This window comes from Pseudomonas sp. 14P_8.1_Bac3 (genome assembly GCF_025466085.1).
GTDB lineage: Bacteria > Pseudomonadota > Gammaproteobacteria > Pseudomonadales > Pseudomonadaceae > Aquipseudomonas.
In genome coordinates this window covers 1-21,048 of the sequence record NZ_JANLOD010000031.1, presented here as the reverse complement: position 1 = coordinate 21,048, position 21,048 = coordinate 1, and the positions used below count along the sequence as shown (strand labels likewise).

Annotated in this window: 23 protein-coding genes and 1 pseudogene; 10 read left to right on the top strand and 14 right to left on the bottom strand. The window is 57.5% G+C overall.

Annotated features, from left to right (window positions below):
* Positions 1 to 25: 25 nt before the first annotated feature.
* The 3 genes from NTD84_RS09295 to NTD84_RS09285 all read right to left on the bottom strand — a co-directional run bounded on the left by NTD84_RS09295 (position 26) and on the right by NTD84_RS09285 (position 1,775).
* Positions 26 to 346: a helix-turn-helix domain-containing protein gene (locus NTD84_RS09295; protein ID WP_262164843.1), complete on the bottom strand. Its 321-nt coding sequence runs from the start codon at positions 344 to 346 to the stop codon at positions 26 to 28.
* Between the two features lie 250 nt (positions 347 to 596).
* On the bottom strand, positions 597 to 914 hold the full coding sequence (locus NTD84_RS09290; RefSeq protein ID WP_262164842.1) for an XRE family transcriptional regulator: 318 nt from the start codon (positions 912 to 914) through the stop codon (positions 597 to 599).
* Between the two features lie 93 nt (positions 915 to 1,007).
* Positions 1,008 to 1,775, bottom strand: a complete 768-nt coding sequence (locus NTD84_RS09285) for an AraC family transcriptional regulator (protein ID WP_262164841.1) — start codon at positions 1,773 to 1,775, stop codon at positions 1,008 to 1,010.
* Positions 1,776 to 1,886: 111 nt separating this feature from the next.
* Between NTD84_RS09285 and NTD84_RS09280 the strand changes: the two genes are divergently transcribed.
* Entirely contained in the window at positions 1,887 to 2,711 is an 825-nt protein-coding gene (locus NTD84_RS09280; RefSeq protein ID WP_262164840.1) for a sulfite exporter TauE/SafE family protein, read from the top strand.
* Between the two features lie 57 nt (positions 2,712 to 2,768).
* Here NTD84_RS09280 and NTD84_RS09275 read toward each other — a convergent pair whose 3' ends face one another.
* The gene (locus NTD84_RS09275) at positions 2,769 to 3,752 is read right to left on the bottom strand and encodes a hypothetical protein (protein ID WP_262164839.1); all 984 of its coding nucleotides are present in this window, start codon (positions 3,750 to 3,752) and stop codon (positions 2,769 to 2,771) included.
* Positions 3,753 to 3,898: 146 nt separating this feature from the next.
* Between NTD84_RS09275 and NTD84_RS09270 the strand changes: the two are divergent.
* A pseudogene (locus NTD84_RS09270) lies at positions 3,899 to 4,093 on the top strand (hypothetical protein); the annotation flags it as partial.
* Between the two features lie 60 nt (positions 4,094 to 4,153).
* Here the strand turns inward: NTD84_RS09270 and NTD84_RS09265 are convergent.
* Genes NTD84_RS09265 through NTD84_RS09250 form a run of 4 tightly spaced genes read right to left on the bottom strand, consistent with a single transcriptional unit; the run spans position 4,154 to position 7,111 of the window.
* Positions 4,154 to 4,912 (bottom strand): GGDEF domain-containing protein, encoded by a 759-nt coding sequence (locus NTD84_RS09265; protein WP_262164838.1) that lies wholly within the window; start codon positions 4,910 to 4,912, stop codon positions 4,154 to 4,156.
* A 13-nt stretch (positions 4,913 to 4,925) separates the two neighbouring features.
* A complete protein-coding gene (locus NTD84_RS09260; protein WP_262164837.1) occupies positions 4,926 to 5,312 on the bottom strand; it encodes a DUF1987 domain-containing protein in 387 nt (128 codons plus the stop codon).
* A 12-nt stretch (positions 5,313 to 5,324) separates the two neighbouring features.
* The gene (locus NTD84_RS09255) at positions 5,325 to 5,894 is read right to left on the bottom strand and encodes a SiaB family protein kinase (RefSeq protein WP_262164836.1); all 570 of its coding nucleotides are present in this window, start codon (positions 5,892 to 5,894) and stop codon (positions 5,325 to 5,327) included.
* A 2-nt stretch (positions 5,895 to 5,896) separates the two neighbouring features.
* Positions 5,897 to 7,111 carry a SpoIIE family protein phosphatase gene (locus tag NTD84_RS09250; protein ID WP_262164871.1) on the bottom strand — a complete coding sequence of 405 codons (1,215 nt, stop codon included), beginning with the start codon at positions 7,109 to 7,111 and terminating at the stop codon, positions 5,897 to 5,899.
* A 255-nt stretch (positions 7,112 to 7,366) separates the two neighbouring features.
* Between NTD84_RS09250 and NTD84_RS09245 the strand changes: the two genes are divergently transcribed.
* Together NTD84_RS09245 and NTD84_RS09240 are read left to right on the top strand one after the other, a co-directional pair.
* The gene (locus tag NTD84_RS09245; protein WP_262164835.1) at positions 7,367 to 7,612 is read left to right on the top strand and encodes a type II toxin-antitoxin system Phd/YefM family antitoxin; all 246 of its coding nucleotides are present in this window, start codon (positions 7,367 to 7,369) and stop codon (positions 7,610 to 7,612) included.
* 11 nt (positions 7,613 to 7,623) lie between these two features.
* Positions 7,624 to 7,995: a type II toxin-antitoxin system VapC family toxin gene (locus tag NTD84_RS09240; protein WP_262164834.1), complete on the top strand. Its 372-nt coding sequence runs from the start codon at positions 7,624 to 7,626 to the stop codon at positions 7,993 to 7,995.
* 502 nt (positions 7,996 to 8,497) lie between these two features.
* On the opposite strand, the gene NTD84_RS09230 is transcribed toward NTD84_RS09240, so the two are convergent.
* The 6 genes from NTD84_RS09230 to NTD84_RS09205 all read right to left on the bottom strand — a co-directional run bounded on the left by NTD84_RS09230 (position 8,498) and on the right by NTD84_RS09205 (position 13,632).
* The gene (locus NTD84_RS09230; protein WP_262164833.1) at positions 8,498 to 8,761 is read right to left on the bottom strand and encodes a cloacin immunity family protein; all 264 of its coding nucleotides are present in this window, start codon (positions 8,759 to 8,761) and stop codon (positions 8,498 to 8,500) included.
* Positions 8,762 to 8,768: 7 nt separating this feature from the next.
* On the bottom strand, positions 8,769 to 9,986 hold the full coding sequence (locus NTD84_RS09225; RefSeq protein ID WP_262164832.1) for an S-type pyocin domain-containing protein: 1,218 nt from the start codon (positions 9,984 to 9,986) through the stop codon (positions 8,769 to 8,771).
* 397 nt (positions 9,987 to 10,383) lie between these two features.
* Positions 10,384 to 10,893, bottom strand: coding sequence for a Bro-N domain-containing protein (locus tag NTD84_RS09220; protein ID WP_262164831.1), 510 nt, complete (start codon positions 10,891 to 10,893; stop codon positions 10,384 to 10,386).
* A 207-nt stretch (positions 10,894 to 11,100) separates the two neighbouring features.
* Positions 11,101 to 12,351, bottom strand: coding sequence for a ribonucleotide-diphosphate reductase subunit beta (locus tag NTD84_RS09215; protein WP_262164830.1), 1,251 nt, complete (start codon positions 12,349 to 12,351; stop codon positions 11,101 to 11,103).
* Between the two features lie 517 nt (positions 12,352 to 12,868).
* Positions 12,869 to 13,183, bottom strand: coding sequence for a hypothetical protein (locus NTD84_RS09210; RefSeq protein ID WP_262164829.1), 315 nt, complete (start codon positions 13,181 to 13,183; stop codon positions 12,869 to 12,871).
* A 185-nt stretch (positions 13,184 to 13,368) separates the two neighbouring features.
* Entirely contained in the window at positions 13,369 to 13,632 is a 264-nt protein-coding gene (locus NTD84_RS09205) for a DUF2790 domain-containing protein (RefSeq protein ID WP_262164828.1), read from the bottom strand.
* A gap of 473 nt (positions 13,633 to 14,105) precedes the next feature.
* Here NTD84_RS09205 and acs point away from each other — a divergent pair, with 473 nt between their 5' ends.
* The 6 genes from acs (at position 14,106) to NTD84_RS09175 (ending at position 20,926) form a co-directional block, all read left to right on the top strand.
* Positions 14,106 to 16,061 carry an acetate--CoA ligase gene (gene acs, locus NTD84_RS09200; RefSeq protein ID WP_262164827.1) on the top strand — a complete coding sequence of 652 codons (1,956 nt, stop codon included), beginning with the start codon at positions 14,106 to 14,108 and terminating at the stop codon, positions 16,059 to 16,061.
* Between the two features lie 697 nt (positions 16,062 to 16,758).
* Entirely contained in the window at positions 16,759 to 17,532 is a 774-nt protein-coding gene (locus tag NTD84_RS09195; RefSeq protein WP_262164826.1) for an ABC transporter substrate-binding protein, read from the top strand.
* Between the two features lie 91 nt (positions 17,533 to 17,623).
* A complete protein-coding gene (locus tag NTD84_RS09190; RefSeq protein ID WP_262164825.1) occupies positions 17,624 to 18,313 on the top strand; it encodes an ABC transporter permease in 690 nt (229 codons plus the stop codon).
* Positions 18,310 to 19,008, top strand: a complete 699-nt coding sequence (locus NTD84_RS09185) for an ABC transporter permease (RefSeq protein WP_262164824.1) — start codon at positions 18,310 to 18,312, stop codon at positions 19,006 to 19,008. The genes NTD84_RS09190 and NTD84_RS09185 overlap by 4 nt, the downstream gene beginning before the upstream one ends.
* Position 19,009: 1 nt before the next feature.
* Complete coding sequence (locus NTD84_RS09180) at positions 19,010 to 20,134, top strand: M14 family metallopeptidase (protein WP_262164823.1); 1,125 nt, start codon at positions 19,010 to 19,012, stop codon at positions 20,132 to 20,134.
* 27 nt (positions 20,135 to 20,161) lie between these two features.
* On the top strand, positions 20,162 to 20,926 hold the full coding sequence (locus NTD84_RS09175; protein ID WP_109634103.1) for an ABC transporter ATP-binding protein: 765 nt from the start codon (positions 20,162 to 20,164) through the stop codon (positions 20,924 to 20,926).
* The last annotated feature ends 122 nt before the right edge of the window (positions 20,927 to 21,048 follow it).

The following is a 21,048-nucleotide window of genomic DNA, read 5'->3' as shown; positions in this document are numbered from 1 at the left end:
GGCGATTTCGCCCGGACCGACGTTTTCAGGTGAACACCACCTCGATTAGCCCCTCTTTTCTCGAACGAGGGGCTGACTTGACGACGATTTGTATGTCTCGCCCAAGTAGGGAAAGGCATTCCATCATCTTGGCTTCGCTGATACCGCGAAACTTTCCGCGCAACATTTCAGAGAGTTTGGGTTGGGACAGGCCGAGGATTTCGGATGCTTGAACCTGAGTTAAATGGCGAGCCTTGATGATCTCGCCAATTTTTGCCGCCAACTGGGATTTGACGCGCATTTCATTAGCGTTGGGTGTCGAGAGGTCTTCGTAGACGTTTCCGCTGCTTTCTTCGATTTCAATCATGATCTGATCCTTTTGCGTGATCCTGCGCCGCTTGAAAGTCTCTTTCTGATCAAATCGATATCGGCTTGCGCGGTTCTTTCTGATACCCGAAGCCGACTTCTTCTGAAAGCAGTGCATAACCAAAAACGTCCTGTACATCGGTGGGCATCTGTTTCAAGTCTTTCTTACTGCTACAAATCCACCAGAGTGACTTCCTTGTACTCATGTGAAATATACCTATATGGGAATATTCGTCAATCAGTGATTATGTTCATTCACCCATCGCAAAATCTGCCCGCCCCACCGGATCCCCCGCCGACCCTCTCACACTCATCCCACGCCCCGGTGCGAACCCCGGAAAGAACACCAACCCCTCGGATTCAAACCGGTACGCCAACGCCAGCCGATCCGTATCCGGCACCTCGCGCCTGGCTTCGAACCGCTCAATCGCGTCGACCGAAACACCAGACTCACGACACAACTCATCGACGCTCCAACCCAGCATCGCCCTGGCCTGGGCGCAATGGGCGGGGGTGAATTGGAAGAGGGCGATACGTTCCAAGGTGATTTTCATCGCATAAGAGGCCATGGTGTTCTCCGGGCTCAAGAGTGCTGATCCAAAATATACTGTGTTTTTGTACAGTTGTTTTGCGCCCGGATCAAACTCAATTTTTAGTTTTTGCTATTTCGCCCCCTCCAACCAGACGGACGGCGCCTGGCCTAACACTCGGCGAAACATCGTCGAAAAGGCGCCCGGACTGTCATAACCGAAATCCAGCGCAATCCGCGTCACAGGTTCACCCACCGCCAACCGCGCCAGGGCCAGCACCACGCAGGCGCGCTGGCGCCATTGGCTGAAGCTCAGGTCGGTCTGCTGGCGGAACAGGCGGTTGAACGTGCGCAAGCTGACATGTAACTGTTGCGCCCATTGCTGCGGCGACTGGTGCGCATCCGGCCGCTGCAGAAAGCCCTGACACAACCCGAGCAGCCGCGGATCGACCGGCAACGGAATGTGCAATGGCAAGTGAGCACTGAGCGCCAGTTCGTGCAGCAGCAGGTCGATCAATGCCCCATCGCGCCCGTTTTCGTCATACGCCAGCGGAATCTCCACCGCTTCCATCAGGAGGTGTCGCATCAATGGCGAAACGCTGATCACCTGACAACGGCTGCCCACGTCCACCGCCCCCGGCTCGATGTACACGCTCCGCGTGCTCACCCCCAGCATCAACACCTCATGCGCGACCCCCGGCGGAATCCACACCGCACGCTGCGGCGGCACCACCCAATTGCCGTCCTGCGTGCTGACTTGCATCACGCCGGTCGCGCCGTACAACAACTGCGCCCGCCTGTGCGTATGACGGGGCAACACGTGGCCGTAGGAATAATCCGTACCGATCGCCACCACCGGCCGTGGGCTGTCATCCAGCAGGTCAATCGAGACATTGCGCATAAGGCGGTTTCCAACAGTTGGCGTAAACACAAACATTATTGGCTGACTTGCTGAGGCAGGCCAAGACACATCGCACTAATGTCGACCGCTCCCCACAACGGAACCCGTGCAATGTTCTATCTCTTGCTGACATTCTTCGGCTGCATGACTGGAGTCACCGCCGTGCTGTTTGGCTTTGGCGGCGGCTTCGTCGTCGTGCCATTGCTGTACCGCATGCTCCTGGCCAGCCACGGTGCAGACGACCCGATCGGCCAATCGGCGATGCACATTGCCGTCGCCACCTCGACCTGCGTAATGATCGTCAACGCCCTGATCGCCAGCGAAAAACACTACCGCGCGGGTAATCTGATTCGTCATTACCTGTGGCCGTTGGGCGGGTACATCGGAGCAGGCGCAGTGGTCGGCGCCGGGGCCGCCATGTGGGTGAGCGGCGAGGTGATTCGCTATGCCTTCATCGCCTACCTCGGCGCGACCATCGCGGATTGCCTGTTCAGGCGCGGATTTCTTACGCACACCAGTAACGAAATCCCACGGCCATTGGGCACGGCGGAAGTGTCAGCGGGCGGTGTCGGCATCGGCGCCATCGCCACATTTCTCGGCGTGGGCGGCAGCGTCATGACCGTGCCGTTGTTGCGCCGCTGCGGCTTGAGCATGTCCCAGGCAACCTCCATGGGCAACCCGCTCAGCTTGCCCGTTGCACTAGCCGGCACGCTGACCTACATGGCGATGGCGGGGGTCACCGAGTTCGATCTGGGGGCATGGTTTGTCGGCTACGTGGATCTGCTGGCCTTTGCACTGTTGACGCTGGGTTCGTTACTCGGCGTCAGACTGGCCACGCCGTGGATCGGCAAGATCCCGGACCGACTGCACGCACAAGTCTACATCGGCTTATTGGGCCTGGTGATGGCGAGCATGATCGTGCCAAATGTTATGTAATGAGCCGTACAAACTGCAGAAGTAACAGTAGCTACACGACATTCAGCGTCTCGGACGTCACCCTGAGCCGGGCAACCGCGCCTCGCGAATAACAAAGTGATCCAGATTCTCGATATTCGCACTGAACACCCCGAACGTCTGCTCGGGGTTTTTCTTGCTTGGCACCTGTTTCAACTCCGGCGTCACGCCATAAAAGAAACAAAACAACTCAGCGTCGCTGTCGACGGCGTGCTTGATCTCTTGCAGAAACGCCGTGCGCTTGCGGTAGTTCTCGATCAGTTTTTTGCTCAGGTAAACGTTGACCGAATATGGCTTCTTCTTCGCCTCATCCGCCTGCTTGAACCAGACCTTCTGCTCGAAATCGATGCGAAAGCTCTGGGTGTAATCCTTGATCTCCTTGATCTTGCCCCAGTAAATCAGCCCCTTATTGTCCGTCAGGTATTCGATCTTCTTGAAGAACGAGCCATAAGGTGCGGTGTGCTCGCCGATTTTCAGCGGCATACGCTTGAGCAGCTCCTTGTCCTCGAAGTTCGACACGAAACACTCCACCGGATGGGCGAAGACACTGGTCTTGTCCGGTGCCGATTCGCGGGGCGGATGCTCTGGGGTACTCACTGCCGAAGGTGATCCCGGGGCGTCTCGGAGGGTGTCCGCCGTCGCCGCAGGATTTGATGGCTTACGCACATACTGACGCCGGGTCAGCAACAATTCCGACGGAAAATGCTCTTCGCGGCTGTCATCCGTTTCCGCACCGTCCATACCCAATGCCGGCGTCTTGATACTGACGTAAGGGCAATCCGCCACATGCCGCGTGCCAGGGGTGTTCTTGAAATGCGGGGTGCGCACGTAATTGACGTTTTTTGCGTTGAACGTCGTCAACACATTTGCCGCATCGAACGCCGATCGACAGGCATCGTTGGGGCACTGGAAGTGTTCCTTGGTGGAATCGAAGGCCATGGTCTCGTCGAAATTGAGATCGCGCACGTCATAGATCGACAGCTTGTCGTCGAGACTGAGGCAGTAGGCGAGGTCGAATTTCATGAAAGGCTCGGATTCTTGAGTAGAACGCGTATTAATAGCGAGAGCCGCGCCAGGTTGCACTGACTGTTTTCAACCCCGCAAAACCCAAGGCACACCCTGCCCCCCTGTAGGAGCGAGCTTGCTCGCGAAAACCAAGAGCACCACCGGGCCGCGTCACCGGCGCCGATACCATCGAGCTTCTTTATCATTGCATCACTACCGAGGGAGAGATTCTGGCCGGCTGGTCACGCGGTACGGTAGGCGTGGATCAGGCAGGGCGGACCACGCTGGCGTTTGTGTGGGGCTGGCTGTCCGGGGCGACCGGGGGTGGTGAGTCGAGTTATGTGGAGGTTGTTGCCTAGCGGGCTTACGTCCATTGGAACCAGCAGGCTGCGCAGGTCAGCCAGCTCGCCAGCCAACCTTCAAAGCGCGTCTTCGCCCGCCACCGCTACACGATTCCTGCCTGAGCGTTTTGCCTGGTACAGCGCGCTGTCCGCCAGGCTGTAGGCGGTATCGAAATCCGTTCCCACTGCGTTGGCGCTCACACCGAAACTCGCGGTGATCTGCCGATTCACGGGGCTGCCAAACACATGCGCGGCAATCGCCTCGCGCATGGCTTCCGCCAGGCTCAAGCCTTCGCTGATCTCGCCAGCGGGGATCAGCACGGTAAATTCCTCACCGCCTACCCGGCCGATTTTCCCGCTGTCGCCCACGATCCGGCGCAGGCAGCCGACGATGCCCTGAATGACCGCATCCCCGGCAGGGTGGCCGAACTCGTCGTTCACTTGCTTGAAGTGATCGATGTCCAAAACGATCATCACCGCCCCGACTTTTTGCAGGGTCTGCACGGACAGATCAATCACGGCACTGCGATTGAGCACGCCCGTCAGGCCATCGTGCGTCGCGCGGTATTCGAGCTGGCGGGCCAATATCTGCAGTTGCGCATTCAGGGTATTCATCTCGCGCTCGGCCCGGTCGCTGCGACCAATCAACCGGCGGGTTTCGCGCATCAAACGCCCGAAGTGCGACGTCATGTCGGCCAGCGAGCGCCGATACGTTTCGGCATCAGCCTCGCTTAGCGCCAACGTCGAGCGAGCGCGCTCGAGCGCATCGTTCTCGCTTTTGAACAGGTCGGGCGCCGCGTCACCCAAATCCCCGACGGATGCGACTGGAGCGTTCATGTGGGTCATTACCTCAGGTCGTGATCGCGTGGTCATTGAAAATAATGGCTTCGAAGTCCGCCTTCAGCTCCTCGCCAAACTCAAAAATCGTTTCGTCTTCTTCATCGTGGTACCAGTTCACTTCGATCCGGTTGCCCGCCTGAGCCGATTGATCCAGCGCATCGAAAAAGCTGAACAACATTTTGGTACTGGAGCTATTGAAATACGCCAACGCGATATTGGTCGTGATCGTCGCGTCGTTGCGGCTCTCCAGAAAGCTCCGCAGTTGCTGGAGTATCGGCGCATAAAAAGCTGCGGCGTTTTCGGGGTAAGACTCGCCTTTTATCGACAGCAGGTTTTGATCGAAACGAAAGTCCACTTCCGGCGATGTTGCGGTGGCGTGAATGTAGAAATTATCCATAACGCTCTCGACTCAAATGATGGCTTTAAGACAAAACAGGGTAGTGTCCGGGTCATCCGCTCGGGGATGAAAGTCAAACTCCAGGGGCGCGGATGCGTCGCGCGCCATCGTCAGAAAACCCAGGCCGGCACCCTTGCTGTCCACGGGCGTTTCCGCGCGCAAGCTCACCTTGTAAGCCTGCTTGATCTCATCAAGTGACATGTTGCGCAACGGTTCGAGCTTCTCACGCAGACGATCAACATCCGTGGAAGCGATAGGGTTGGCGCAGAGCATCAAGTGGTGTTCGCCGTCTTTGCTGATACACACCGCGCCCTGGCGCAATGCCGACTCGTCGGTCACCGTGGTTTGCAGCAAATCCGAGGAGTAATGCAGGATGTTCTGCGACAGCTCGACAAACGACGAGAACAACTTGCGGCGTGTCGGACCACTCACCCCGGAGATTTCAAGTTGCAGTTTCACCACTTCCGCCATCGCCGAAATGATGTGATGCGAGAAGTAACCCATGTGATAAAAAATGACATTCCGTTGTTGGGCCAAATCGAAAAACGTGCAGTCGTGATGCACAGACGCGGGATTAAGCATCATCAATTCCTAATGCGGGCACAAAAAAGGGTCACATCGTCACGACGGGTTTGTTCTCCCTGCCAGGCTGCAAACGTGCGCTGCAACGCTTCGCAGATTTGCGATGACGATTTATCACGGTGTTCCACTATCGTTTCGAACGCCTTGCGTTTACCGAAGGCGATTTTTTTCGGACCACCGATCTGGTCCGTAAGGCCATCCGTGGCAATGAAAATCAGACTGCCCGGCGGCAGGTGCACCGTGCTCACGGTCCACGCGTAGTCCAGCCCGCTGTCCACGTAACCGACGCCGATGCGCTGACCGGCAATGGTTTCCACCTGATCGGCCTGCGGGGTCAACACATTCAGCGACATCCGCGCCCCGGCAAAACTCAACACCTGCGTGGCCGAATCGAACCAGAAAAACGCCGCGTCCAGGCCGTCATCCGATTCCGGCGTGCCATCCAGTCCGTTGACCTGCCCGAGCAGACCTTTAACGCCCCGGTTAACCGCAGACAAAAGCTGCCCAGGGTCGCTCGGCCCTATCTGGGTCAGCGCCTGGGTTAACGAAGAGGAGGCGATCAACGTCATGAACGCGCCCGGCACGCCGTGACCGGTGCAGTCGGCAATCGCCCCGAACCACCCGGTCGGGTAGGCGCAGAAATGATAAAAGTCGCCACCCACCACATCCCGCGGCTCCCACAGCAACGTCGCGTCATCCAGCGTCAGCGCCAATGCATCACGCGAGGCCCGAAGCATCGCCCGCTGAATCACACTCGCGTACTCGATGCTCTGCATCATCTGACGGTTCTTCTCGGCCTGCATGGCCGCAACCACCGCCATCAACTCCAGACCATTGCCCAAACCGGCGAACCGGCCGTTTCTCGTCACGATAAAACCGTCGGCGAGCGCCTTCTCCCCATACTCCACCGTCTTGAACGTCAACGCCTCGATGCTCATCTCGGCATCGACAATCAACGGTTCCTTGTCCATAAACGCCATGCAGCTTTTCTTGTCGTACAGTTCACGGTGGAACGGTTTGCTCATCTGCGACAGGAAAATATTGCGGTTGATCAGACCCACCGGGCGCGACTCTTCAACCACCGCCAGACACACGATATCGCGCTGCGCGGTGAACATTTCCATGACCAGGTTATTGGTGCTATCCAGACTGATCGCAGGCGCTTCATTACATAAATCACCGGCGCACTTGTGGTCCTTGGGCAGCTTGGGATGCATGAAAGTGAAGTGTTCTGCGTTCATAACTGAATCATCGCACCGGGTAAATGGGGGATGATGGCAGGGTGATGTTAAGGTGATATGACAGCTGGCGGGTATTTGTACAACTTTGGAGAGAGAGTGGTCTGGAGCGTACGGGCTACGGATCGCGAAAGGTCATCACTCGAGACAGCGGTGACGATCGGTAACCCTGCCAACTTGCCGATCATGAACGATAGACTTAGTCTAGGTTAGCTAACTTGATGGAGGTGTCACATGAGCGAATGGGTGCAGGTGAACATGCACGAAGCCAAGTCCCAATTATCGCAGCTCGCTGAGCGGGTATGGGATGGCGATAAGGTCGTGATTGCCAAAGCCGGTAAACCTTATCTGGATCTGCTACCCCACGTCGACGCACCGCGTACACGCAAGCCGGGTCGACTGAAGGGTAAAATTTGGATGTCTCCAGATTTTGACACTACCCCTGATGACATCATCGATGCGTTCGAGGGCCCGCTATGAGGCGCTTGCTATTGGATACCCACGCTTTTCTCTGGTGGTTATCCGACAATCCCTCACTGGGTGCGGAGGCTCGACTACTCATAGGTGAACCACGAAATCAGGTTTTGGTGAGTGCCGCTTCGATTTGGGAAATATCGATCAAGCAGGCAAAAGGGATGCTGGAGGTTCCGGAGGATCTTGAAGCGCTGGTAGAGGACGAAGGGTTTACGAAGCTACCCATTTCGCTGTTCCACGGCCAACAAGCGGGCAAGCTCCCAGAAATTCATCGCGACCCGTTTGATCGGATGCTAATCGCTCAAGCTCAGGCAGAAGGATTGGAATTGGTTACCGCTGACGGGATTATTCCGCGATATGGGATAAGGGTTGTATCGGCTCGTTCGTGAAGCGGGGCGCTAAAGCAGGCATCCACAGCTGCAGTTTTTGTCTGACTTCCTGAAATGTGGTCGAACTCGCCCAGGTGTCTCCCCCGTTGTACTTCTCCATCGAGATTTTTCTGCCTGGTTCCGCAGGTTTTGTTTGCCTGTGAGGTGGATGAATTAGCCTAAGTGGATTCAGAATTTATCGTATGCTTCCGCAGCATTACTCTTTTAATCCGATTTATAGATTCAAACATTGCAGCTAAGTTGAAAGAGGTAAGCGGCGTCATACACTTTTTTTCCCAGCAAAGCCTCCAAGGCTCTCAGTTGCTCGTCCGTAAGGTTGTATCCCTCCCATCCCTGCTGCTCAGCAGTCCAACCCATGAGGTTTTTGATTTCCTGGTCTTGCCCAGCCGGTAACTTCACTTCGAATGCCAGCAGTTCATTATGTTTCTAAAAAGCTTCGATGACGTAAATTATGGTTTGGTTTGCTCGTCAGTATTAGGGCCATAGTCTCCGAAATGGCGAGTCACTTAGATTGCCATTTGTCCCGATAGACGAACGCCACCTGATAGTCATAAGAGTGCAACCGAATGATATGGTGAAAATGGGGCTGAAGAGTGCTAAGCCAGTCGGGAGGTACATTTAAGCCGCCATTGTTTACATGTTTCTCAATGGGTATGCCCAGAGCTTCAATGACGGAGCCATCATTGCCAAAGTCTTTAGACAATTCTTCCCCTTCGCCCATCTCGGTTTTTTTGTCATACCACTCCAGCCTGATTTTCAGTCCCATAACGTCCTCACAAATATTTTTTGATGCTTCGATTTTTCTTCGGTGGGTCCAGTTGTGCGCCAGTCTCATAGTCGAAAGAACCTAGGTGGCTGCCATCACTTGAACGATAGGCTTCAAGTTCACCATGTGAAGAATCCCATTCGTAGATTGTTCTACCTTTCGTATCAATCCAGCGATCCCGAAAACCTCCCGCGTATGGGGTTTTCTTTTTTGCTCTTCTCAATCCAGGAAATGCGGTGATGTCTTCTGTGTTGGGGGCTGGGTGATAAGTGTGGTTAGCTTCGGCTGTGCCTTTGCCTCTGGCACTCATCACAATATAAACCGGCCTTACCCCCGATCCCGCCGGAAACACAAGAATGAAATCCTTGTACTCCGGCGGATACACCGGGTTCACGATGATGCTGTCAGCCGCTTTCGTCGGTGGGTAAACCCAAATATGCGGCGCTTGTGGCGCAGCCTCCAACGCCGGAATGCCTAGAATGTCGGAACCATCAACGGCCGGCGTCCAGATCAGTTCAACGCCATCACCCAGATCAGCCACCTGCTGACTGCCGCGCAATGTGAACTGCACAACATCAATCATTTCCCAATCGCGATTTTTGCCGGTGTAAAAACCGTAGCCCTTGAGGCTGCCGTCAGTCTGTTGCTCGACTCGCAGGCGAACGCGGGTGCGGGCCTGTTTGAGCGCACGGAGTTGGTCTTCGGTGTAAAGCGAGCTATCGCCCAGATTCGCGGGTGTGATCAACGCGACGAGGACCACCAACGCCGCCGCGACCGTACCTGCGGCTGCGACGGGGACAGCGGCGAATGCCGAGCCGGCCAAGGCGAGGGAGCCCAGACCAATGGGAATCGCGGTGCCACTGATTTTCCTCAGTGGCACCGCACCGGATTCATCCGCTTCGCGAGCACCCAGCAGAATCAGGTCGCCATAGTCTTTGAGGCTATCGGTCGGCACCATCCCTGAGGGATTCGAATAATCAATGATGGCGTCCGGCAGCTTGCAGGACTTGGCGAAGACACAGCCGGCTCGAGCGGGTGTCTGCTTTTCCGTTATCACCTGACGACTGCGTTCGAAGGCGTCTTGCCTGGCCAGCATGGCCTCGTAGGACTTTTGCCTGGCGTCCCGTTCAGCCAATTCGGTGGCCGTCATGTAGCGGTAGGTGACGTGATGCCCATCACCTGAGGGGGGATTCTGAACCTGCGGAATGTCCTTATTGCCAGCCACTGATCACCCTTTCGTCCATCCATCGGCAGCTCCAGAACAGAGCTGCGCGACGTTAACGAACGTGGTTGATCGTGGCTGTAGGACGAGTCCTGAATGGCGCTAAGGGCTTTCTCTTTTTATCAGAAGGGCTGCGCAGTCTTCATTCATAGGTGTCGATTAAGTTTTCCATGCCCTAATCACTCAAACTTTAACCGCTCCACGTTCTGAAACAGTGAAGCGGTGAACTCCTCGCGGTCGCTTGAATGGTGGGGCACGCAACGTGATCGCTCCGGAAACAGACTTTGCAGCAATTCCCTTGTGGGAGCGGGCTTGCTCGCGAAGGCTTCAGTGAGTACGCCACAAAAAAAATCCGCTGCCTGAGATTCAAGCAGCGGATTTTTTATACAGCAATGAACAATCAGAAGCCCCGCAACACTCGTGACGCCTTACGCCACCATGACCCCCGCTGATTGAAAGGATCATCCGCCAGTACACAAGGCATATCGCGCAACCTAATCCACGGTTCATCCTGCCAGTGCAGCATGCAGAGCGACATCTTTGGCCAGTCCAGCACGCTCAACGTTGGCCGTTCTACTGACTGCGATGGACGCGCATCACGTAGCGCCGGGACGACCTGGTGAGTCAACCACTCACGTAACAACCGGTTCCCCGGCGCGTAGTGATACACCAGCAACGCATACGCACCTGACTCGCTGAGCATCAGTCTTTTTTCAGGTTGGCCGTGGTAGTCAATCAGCAGCATATGCCGCTGATTCTCGTCCTGTTTGCCGACCACGCGATCACTCAGATGAAAGCCCATTAACCGGCCTAGACCGCGGGCGCAGAACCATGACTGGTTATCCAGGAGGAGAGCGTGCAGGGCAAGGTTGTGGCGGGTGAATACTGTTGGGATGAATGGATCAAGCATGACCGATCTAGCGTCGTAACGTAGGGATGAATAAAGTTTTAAGCAGGTAACGGGAATCACAGCTAACACAACATATTTACGCTGAAGAATGAAGCGGCCCGAAACCGGTAAACGCCGCGCAATAAAAAGCCCCGATTAGATCGGGGCTTTTGCTTTTTTCGATTTATCGATTCGGACAGTAGTCGTTAAATCGCGGCGAAGCCGGGATTAATCCCAGCTCAACGCCCCACCAGTCTGATACTCAATAACCCGCGTCTCAAAGAAATTCTTCTCTTTCTTCAAGTCCATAATCTCGCTCATCCAAGGGAACGGGTTAGTCGTCCCTGGATACTCTTCCTTTAACCCAATCTGCGACAAACGACGGTTAGCGATGAACTTGAGGTAGTCCTCCATCATCGCCGCGTTCATGCCGAGTACACCGCGAGGCATGGTATCCCGCGCATATTCGATCTCCAGCTGAGTGCCCTGCAGAATCATCTGCGAAGCCTCTTCCTTCATCTCGGCATCCCACAAGTGTGGGTTTTCGATTTTGATCTGGTTGATCACGTCGATGCCGAAGTTCAGGTGCATGGATTCGTCGCGCAGGATGTATTGGAACTGCTCGGCGACGCCGGTCATTTTGTTGCGGCGGCCCATGGAGAGGATCTGGGTGAAGCCGCAGTAGAAGAAGATGCCTTCCAGCACGCAGTAGTAGGCGATCAGGTTGCGCAGCAGTTCTTTGTCGGTTTCGACGGTGCCGGTTTCGAACTTCGGATCGGAGATCGAACGGGTGTATTTGAGGCCCCAGGTGGCTTTTTTCGCGACCGATGGGATCTCGTGGTACATGTTGAAGATCTCGCCTTCATCCATGGCCAACGATTCGATGCAGTACTGGTAGGCGTGGGTGTGGATCGCTTCTTCGAACGCTTGGCGCAGGATGTACTGGCGGCATTCCGGGTTGGTGATCAGGCGGTACACGGCCAGGACCAGGTTGTTGGCCACCAGGGAGTCGGCGGTGGAGAAGAAGCCGAGGTTGCGCATGACGATGCGGCGCTCGTCGTCGGTCAGGCCTTCCGGGTCTTTCCAGAGGGCGATGTCGGCGGTCATGTTGACTTCTTGCGGCATCCAGTGGTTTGCACAACCGTCCAGGTATTTCTGCCAGGCCCAGTCGTACTTGAAGGGTACGAGCTGGTTGAGGTCCGCGCGGCAGTTGATCATGCGCTTTTCGTCGACGGCGACGCGGGCGGAGGCGCCTTCGAGTTCGGCGAGGCCTTCGGCGATGTCGAGGTTGTCGAGGGCGGCCTTGGCGCGAGCGATGGCGGCGGAGTCGGACGCGGTCACGGCGCGAGCTTCTTGAGCGGCCACGCCACCGGCGGTGTCGAGGCGGTCCATGTTGGCTTCAGTCGCGTGGCCGGCGTTGGCGCCTTTGACCACGGTGTCGCCGCTGTCTTCTTTGTCGAATTCGTCCCAGCTCAGCATGACGTGTCGTCTCCTGCGTGAGGGCCAGATGCCCGTGTGAAAACTGATCGGTTGGTTTTTCACACGACCGTACTGGCCGCGTTGGATAGCGTTTTTTGCAGCGGTACACGCAGGCAAATAAACATAATTTTGTACGGGGTTCCGAGAGCCTCTGAGGGCGCAGAAATCGATGAGGACTTCGGCGTGGGCTTCAGACTGGCTGTCATCCCTGTAAGGGAATATTGCAGGCCCGTTTAAGCCGGCATTATAGGGAAATTTTCGCGGCCGTGGTGGGGCGAATCCGCGCATGGAGCGGTCGGGAAGGGAGGTTTTTCGGTCGGAGCGAGGGTTTACAGGGCTTTGGCTGGATATCGCGGGCGAAGATTTTTTTTCTGAAATTTTGACGTGCTACTTTTTTGTTCAAAAAATAGCCAGAAAAACGGGTTTTTCACTACATCTTGTGTTTTGAGTCGATTTTCGACGACCCCAGACACAACTAGGCCCGACCGAAGTCGGGCTATAAAGTCTCGCTCGGCGATCAGCTGAGGCGAGCTGCACCGACGTGGTCAGCACCATCGGCAGCAAGTTTGTTTGCTCCAACGTGGTCAGCACCATCGGCAGCAAGTTTGTTTGCACCGACGTGGTCAGCACCATCAGCAGCGAGTTTGTTTGCGCCTACGTGGTCAGCGCCATCGGCGGCCAGTTTGCTTGCGCCGACATGATCAGCGCCGTCAGCAGCGTAAGAGGCTTCGGTGGTGAAAGCAGCCGAACCAGTACGGTCGTAACCGTCGGCAGCAAAGGTGTTGGCGGCCAGTACGGACAGGGTAAGGGCGAGAATCAGTTTGGTTTTCATAAGAGTGGCTCCAGTGTTGTTGGCGTTGTGCCTTGGTGTGGAATTCATACTACGCCGACTAATTTGATTAAAAAGCGCAAATAAACGCTTAAAGCAATCGTATAAATAGATATATACGGTCCGGCGCTTCATCAGCCTTGAACGGCGGGCGGGTGGGTCGAATCGTGAAGAGGGGAGGTGGGTGATCAGCCGTTGGTGCAGCCGTTACCCATGACGCTGTAGCGCAGGATGTGGCGTTGACCGTTGGAGTCGTCGTACTCCATTTTGGCCGGGACCACTTCACACACGTTGGGGATTTCGCTCATGGAGATAACTTTGGCGATGTCGAGGTGGGTTGAGTAAGTGTATTCCTCGATGGCCGGTTTTTGCTGTGCGACATCAGTCGGGCTCTCGTCTGCCATGGCGGTTGCGCAGAGGCTGGAGAGGGCCAGAACTAATAAAGCTTTCATTTCGGTTCTACCTTTTAGCGGTCGAGTGGGGTCACGCAACCTTTTTGGGGTTGCGTGTGGAACTTGATTACCGGGGGTTTGATTAACTGCCTTCGTGGGGGCTGCAACTGGGTTAATCAGGGTTTGCCTTGTTGGCGGGATTGATTTTAGGCGTGGGGGTGGCATTCATATAGATGGGGTTTTGATAAACACCTTTGACAGATTTCGTAACAATCACCAAATAACCTGCAGGCGGAACGATCATCACCCTGTAGGAGCCAGCTTGCTGGCGATAAACCTGCGAGCGACACGGGGTGTCAGGATTTGCGCGTCATCGTTCACGACCATCGCGAGCGTGCTCGCTCCTACAGGGGTTGCGGTGTATTCGGACAATTTGTAGGGACTTGTTACTACCATCGTCGAATGGTTCTATAAGCCCCGCCCGGCTACAACTGGCGCCATACAAAAACAACTATTCCACCGAGGTAAGAAAGATGAGTGCGGCTTCTCTGTATCCCGTTCGTCCCGAGGTAGCGGCCAACACGCTCACCGACGAGGCAACCTACAAAGCCATGTACCAGCAGTCGGTCGTCAACCCTGACGGCTTCTGGCGCGAGCAAGCCAAGCGCCTCGACTGGATCAAGCCTTTCACCACGGTGAAACAGACTTCCTTCGACGATCACCATGTCGACATCAAATGGTTCGCCGACGGCACCCTCAACGTTTCCTACAACTGCCTCGACCGTCATCTGGCCGAGCGCGGCGATCAAGTCGCGATCATTTGGGAAGGCGATGACCCGGCCGAAAGCCGCAACATCACCTACCGCGAACTCCACGAACAAGTCTGCAAGTTCGCCAACGCCTTGCGCGGCCAGGATGTGCACCGCGGCGACGTAGTGACGATCTACATGCCGATGATCCCCGAAGCCGTGGTCGCCATGCTGGCCTGCACCCGGATCGGCGCGATTCACTCGGTGGTGTTCGGTGGTTTCTCGCCGGAAGCCCTGGCCGGTCGCATCATCGACTGCCGCTCGAAAGTGGTGATCACTGCCGACGAAGGCGTCCGTGCCGGCAAGAAGATCTCGCTCAAGGCCAATGTCGACGACGCGCTGACCAACCCGGAAACCAGCAGCATCCAGAAGGTCATCGTGTGCAAGCGTACCGGTGGCAACATCAAGTGGAACCAGCACCGCGACATCTGGTACGAAGACCTGATGAAAGTAGCGGGCACCGTCTGCGCGCCGAAAGAAATGGGCGCTGAAGAAGCGCTGTTCATCCTTTACACCTCCGGTTCCACCGGCAAGCCGAAGGGCGTGCAGCACACCACCGGCGGTTACCTGCTTTACGCAGCGATGACCCACGAGCGCGTGTTCGATTACCGTCCGGGCGAAATCTACTGGTGCACCGCCGACGTCGGCTGGGTGACCGGCCACAGTTACATCGTCTACGGCCCGCTGGCTAACGGCGCGACCACTTTGCTGTTCGAAGGCGTGCCGAACTACCCGGACATCACCCGGGTGGCGAAGATCGTCGACAAGCACAAGGTCAACATCCTCTACACCGCACCGACCGCAATCCGCGCGATGATGGCGGCGGGCACGGCAGCCGTTGAAGGCGCCGATGGCAGCAGCCTGCGCCTGCTCGGTTCGGTCGGCGAGCCGATCAACCCGGAAGCGTGGGACTGGTACTACAAGAACGTCGGCAAGTCCCGTTGCCCGATCGTCGACACCTGGTGGCAGACCGAAACCGGCGGCAACATGATGAGCCCGCTGCCGGGCGCTCACGCCCTCAAGCCGGGTTCTGCGGCGCGTCCGTTCTTCGGTGTGGTGCCGGCGTTGGTCGACAACCTGGGCAACATCATTGAAGGCGTGGCCGAGGGCAACCTGGTGATTCTCGATTCCTGGCCAGGCCAGGCGCGCACGCTGTATGGCGACCACGACCGTTTCGTCGACACCTACTTCAAGACCTTCCGCGGCATGTATTTCACCGGTGACGGTGCGCGTCGTGACGAGGACGGTTACTACTGGATCACCGGGCGTGTGGACGACGTGCTCAACGTGTCCGGCCACCGCATGGGCACCGCCGAGATCGAGAGCGCGATGGTTGCGCACCCGAAAGTCGCAGAGGCTGCCGTGGTGGGTGTGCCGCACGACATCAAGGGTCAGGGCATTTATGTGTATGTCACCCTTAAAAATGGTGAAGAGCCGAGCGAGCAGTTGCGCCTGGAACTGAAGAACTGGGTGCGCAAAGAGATCGGCCCGATTGCTTCACCGGATGTGATCCAGTGGGCGCCGGGGCTGCCGAAGACCCGTTCGGGCAAGATCATGCGCCGGATCCTGCGCAAGATTGCTACCGCCGAGTATGAAGGGTTGGGGGATATTTCGACCTTGGCCGATCCGGGTGTGGTGCAGCATTTGATTGATACGCATAAGACGATGAATGTGGCTTAAGCGTCTGTTCTGAGTCAGTGAAAGCCCTGTCCGGTGTTTGCCGGATGGGGCTTTTTTGTGTCTGGGGATTTTGTGTGGGCAGGGCGGGCCTCTTCGCGGGCAAGCCCGCTCCCACAGGAATCTTCAGTGGACACAATATTGGCGAACAACCCAAAAACCTGTGGGAGCGGGCTTGCTCGCGAACGCGCCCGCCCAGACACTCTCTGACATCAACCAATAATTATCGGCTTCATCCGTCGTCCATTTCCCGCTGTTACCCGCGCCCCTTCAAGTAACTGAATGTGTAACCGCCCGCACCGATGCGGGGCGATGGGAAACGCCCATCCCCATCACTGTGCCTGTCCAATCCCGGAAAAAAATAAGAAGCCACGCCGTGCTTGCCGGATTAGAAGGCTTTGCCAATAATAGGCCCGCAATTTGCAGCATAGATCGGTTCACTGTCTTTTGCTCTTGCATGAATTTGCAGGGCTGTCAACGTGCCCATTCGGCTTTCTCGGTGCTTCTGTAATTTGTTGTCGCATTGAAGAAATATCGACTTCGGGCCTGTCGTTAGAATGCCGATCACTCGCTCGTCGTCGTCCGCGTTGAAATCAGCGCGCGATTCGTAGGACGCAGCAATCGCTTTGCGTAGTACTCATTCGCATATTGGGCTATCGCTCACTCTGCCGTTTCAGCCCTTTACCGATGGAGTCCCAAGATGAAGAAACTCGTGCTGCTTGGCGCCCTGGCACTGTCCGTGCTGTCCCTGCCAACCTTTGCCGATGACAAGCCTGTGAAAATCGGTATCGAAGCGGCCTACCCTCCGTTCGCTTCGAAAGCGCCGGACGGCAGCATCGTGGGTTTCGACTACGACATCGGCAACGCCCTGTGCGAAGAGATGAAGGTCAAGTGCGTGTGGGTCGAGCAAGAGTTCGACGGTCTGATCCCGGCACTGAAAGTGCGCAAGATCGACGCGATCCTGTCGTCCATGTCGATCACTGAAGACCGCAAGAAGTCCGTGGACTTCACCAACAAGTACTACAACACTCCGGCGCGTCTGGTCATGAAGGCCGGCACCCAGGTCAGCGAAGGCCTGACCGAGCTGAAGGGCAAGAACATCGGCGTGCAACGTGGTTCGATCCACGAGCGTTTCGCCCGCGAAGTCCTGGCCCCGCTGGGTGCCGAGATCAAGCCGTACGGTTCGCAGAACGAAATCTACCTCGACGTCGCTGCCGGTCGCCTCGACGGCACCGTGGCAGACGCTACGCTGCTGGATGACGGTTTCCTGAAAACCGACGCCGGCAAAGGTTTCGCCTTCGTGGGCCCGGCCTTCACCGACGTCAAATACTTCGGCGACGGCGTGGGTATCGCGGTGCGCAAGGGCGACGCGCTGAAAGACAAGATCAATAGCGCGATCACCGCCATTCGCGAGAACGGCAAGTACAAGCAAATCCAGGACAAATACTTCGCCTTCGATATCTACGGCAAGTAATACGTCCAGGCGACAAGTCCGAAATGGCGCAAGCAACAGGATCTCTGAGGTTTGCGCCATTTTTTCATCCCAACGTTCGAGGACCTGAATCATGTTGAAAGGCTACGGGGCTGTCATCCTCGATGGCGCATGGCTGACGCTTCAGCTCGCCTTGTCGTCCATGGCCCTGGCCATTCTCCTGGGGCTGATCGGCGTGGCGCTGCGTCTGTCGCCGGTGCGCTGGCTGGCCTGGCTGGGCGACCTGTATTCCACGGTCATCCGCGGGATTCCCGACCTGGTGCTGATCCTGCTGATCTTCTACGGCGGCCAGGACTTGCTCAACCGCGTGGCGCCGATGCTCGGCTATGACGACTACATCGACCTGAACCCGTTGGCCGCCGGTATTGGCACCCTGGGCTTCATCTTCGGTGCGTACCTGTCGGAAACCTTCCGCGGCGCGTTCATGGCGATCCCGAAAGGCCAGGCCGAAGCCGGCATGGCTTATGGCATGAGCAGTTTCCAGGTGTTCTTCCGGGTGCTGGTGCCGCAGATGATTCGCCTGGCGATTCCGGGTTTCACCAACAACTGGCTGGTGTTGACCAAGGCCACCGCGCTGATTTCGGTGGTGGGCCTGCAAGACATGATGTTCAAGGCCAAGCAGGCGGCCGACGCCACCCGCGAGCCTTTCACCTTCTTCCTCGCAGTGGCGGCGATGTACCTGGTGATCACCAGTGTCTCGTTGCTGGCATTGCGTCACCTCGAGAAGCGCTACTCGGTAGGCGTAAGGGCGGCTGAGCTATGATCTTCGACTACAACGTCATTTGGGAGGCCTTGCCGCTGTACTTCGGCGGCTTGGTGACCACCCTGAAATTGCTCGCCATCTCGCTGTTCTTCGGCCTGCTGTGCGCGTTGCCCCTGGGCCTGATGCGCGTGTCGAAGAACTCGGTCGTCAACATGAGCGCCTGGCTCTACACCTACGTGATCCGCGGCACGCCGATGCTGGTGCAGCTGTTTCTGATCTACTACGGCCTGGCGCAATTCGAAGCGGTGCGTGAAAGCATTTTCTGGCCATGGCTGTCGAGCGCGACCTTCTGTGCCTGCCTGGCCTTCGCCATCAATACCAGCGCCTACACCGCGGAAATCATTGCCGGCAGCCTGCGGGCCACGCCGAACGGTGAGATCGAAGCGGCCAAGGCCATGGGCATGTCGCGCTTCAAGATGTACAAGCGCATCCTGCTGCCGTCGGCCCTGCGCCGGGCGCTGCCGCAGTACAGCAACGAAGTGATCATGATGCTGCAGACCACCAGTCTGGCGTCCATCGTCACTCTGATCGACATCACTGGCGCCGCGCGCACGGTCAACGCCCAGTTCTACCTGCCGTTCGAGGCCTACATCACGGCCGGCGTGTTCTACCTGTGCCTGACCTTCATCCTGGTGAAACTGTTCAAACTGGCCGAGCGCCGCTGGCTGGGCTACCTGGCCCCGCGGAAGCACTGATATGGAACGCATCGATCACGTTTTGCCGTGGAGCCACCTGGGCAGCGAGCGCCAGCTGTCGGTGTTCAGCTTTGGGAATAGAGAGCGCACCGGCGGGCGCAAGGCCTACATCCAGGCCAGCCTGCACGCCGATGAACTGCCGGGCATGCGCACGGCCTGGGAACTGAAAAAGCGCCTGACCGAACTCGAAGCCCAAGGCTTGCTCAACGGTGTCATCGAACTGGTGCCGGTGGCCAATCCACTGGGTCTCGGTCAGCTGCTGCAAGGCAATCACCAAGGCCGTTTCGAGGCGGGCAGCGGCAAGAACTTCAACCGCGATTTCGTCGAGCTGAGCGCGCCAGTGGCCGCCGAACTCGATGGAAAACTGGGCGATGATCCGCACGCCAACATCCGCTTGATCCGTCAGGCCATGAGCGATCACCTGGCAGCGTTGCCAGGCGCGAGCAGCCAGTTGCAAGGCATGCAGCGCATCCTGCTCAGCCACGCCTGCACCGCCGACGTCGTGCTGGATTTGCATTGCGATGCCGAAGCCGCGCTGCACATGTACGCCTTGCCGCAACACTGGCCGCAGTGGCGTTCCCTCGCCGCGCACCTGGATGTGAAGGTGGGGCTGCTGGCGGAAGATTCCGGTGGCAGTTCCTTCGACGAAGCGTGTTCGCTGCCGTGGTTGCGTTTGTCGCGTCTGTTCCCGGACGCGCAGATTCCACTGGCGTGCCTGGCGACCACGATCGAACTCGGCGGGCAGGCCGACACCACGCGCGCCGATGCCCAGGCGCACGCCGAAGGCATCCTCGCGTTCCTCGCCGAGCAGGGTTTGATCAGCGGCGAATGGCCTGCACCTGCGCAGGACGCCTGCGAAGGCATGCCGTTCGAAGGCACCGAATTGCTGTTCGCGCCGCACCCTGGCGTGATCAGCTTTTTGCGCAAGCCCGGCGAGTGGATCGAAGCCGGCGACGAGATTTTTGAAGTGATCGATCCATTATCGGATCGTGTGAGCACGGTGTGTGCGGGTACGTCCGGGGTGCTGTTTGCCGTTGAACGGCTGCGTTATGCCCAACCCGGTTTCTGGCTGGCCAAGGTGGCGGGGCGCGAAGCGCTGCGTCACGGGCGCTTGCTCAACGACTGACTGACTGTTTTTGTGAGAACCGACCGCATGTACAAACTTGAAGTCCAAGACCTGCATAAACGCTATGGCAGTCACGAAGTGCTCAAGGGCGTGTCCCTGAAAGCGGCGGCTGGCGATGTGATCAGCATCATCGGCTCCAGTGGCTCCGGCAAAAGTACCTTCCTGCGCTGCATCAACCTGCTGGAACAGCCGCACGCCGGCCGCATCCTGCTGAACAACGAAGAGTTGAAGCTGGTGGCGAACAAGGACGGCGCGATGAAAGCCGCCGACCCGAAACAACTGCAGCGCATGCGTTCGCGCCTGTCGATGGTGTTCCAGCATTTCAACCTGTGGTCGCACATGACCGCGCTGGAAAACATCATGGAAGCGCCGGTCCATGTGCTCGGCATGTCCAAGGCTGAAGCCCGCGAGAAAGCCGAGCACTACCTGAACAAGGTCGGCGTGGCCCATCGTAAAGACGCTTACCCGGGCCACATGTCCGGCGGCGAGCAGCAACGCGTGGCGATCGCCCGTGCGTTGGCGATGGAACCCGAGGTGATGCTGTTCGACGAGCCGACCTCGGCCCTCGACCCGGAACTGGTCGGCGACGTGCTGAAGGTGATGCAGGCCCTGGCCCTGGAAGGCCGGACGATGGTGGTGGTGACCCACGAAATGGGCTTTGCCCGTGAAGTGTCGAATCAGTTGGTGTTCCTGCACAAAGGCGTGGTCGAAGAAAGCGGCAACCCGCGCGAGGTGCTGGTCAATCCACAGTCCGAGCGCCTGCAGCAATTTCTCTCGGGCAGCCTGAAGTAATCAGAACTGCCGTTGTGCACCGGGATCGTGCATGCTTCGCAATCCAGGAGCCGGCCCCAATCCCTGTGGGAGCGGGGGGGGGGGGGGGGGGGGGGGGGGGGGGGGGGGGGGGGGGGGGGGGG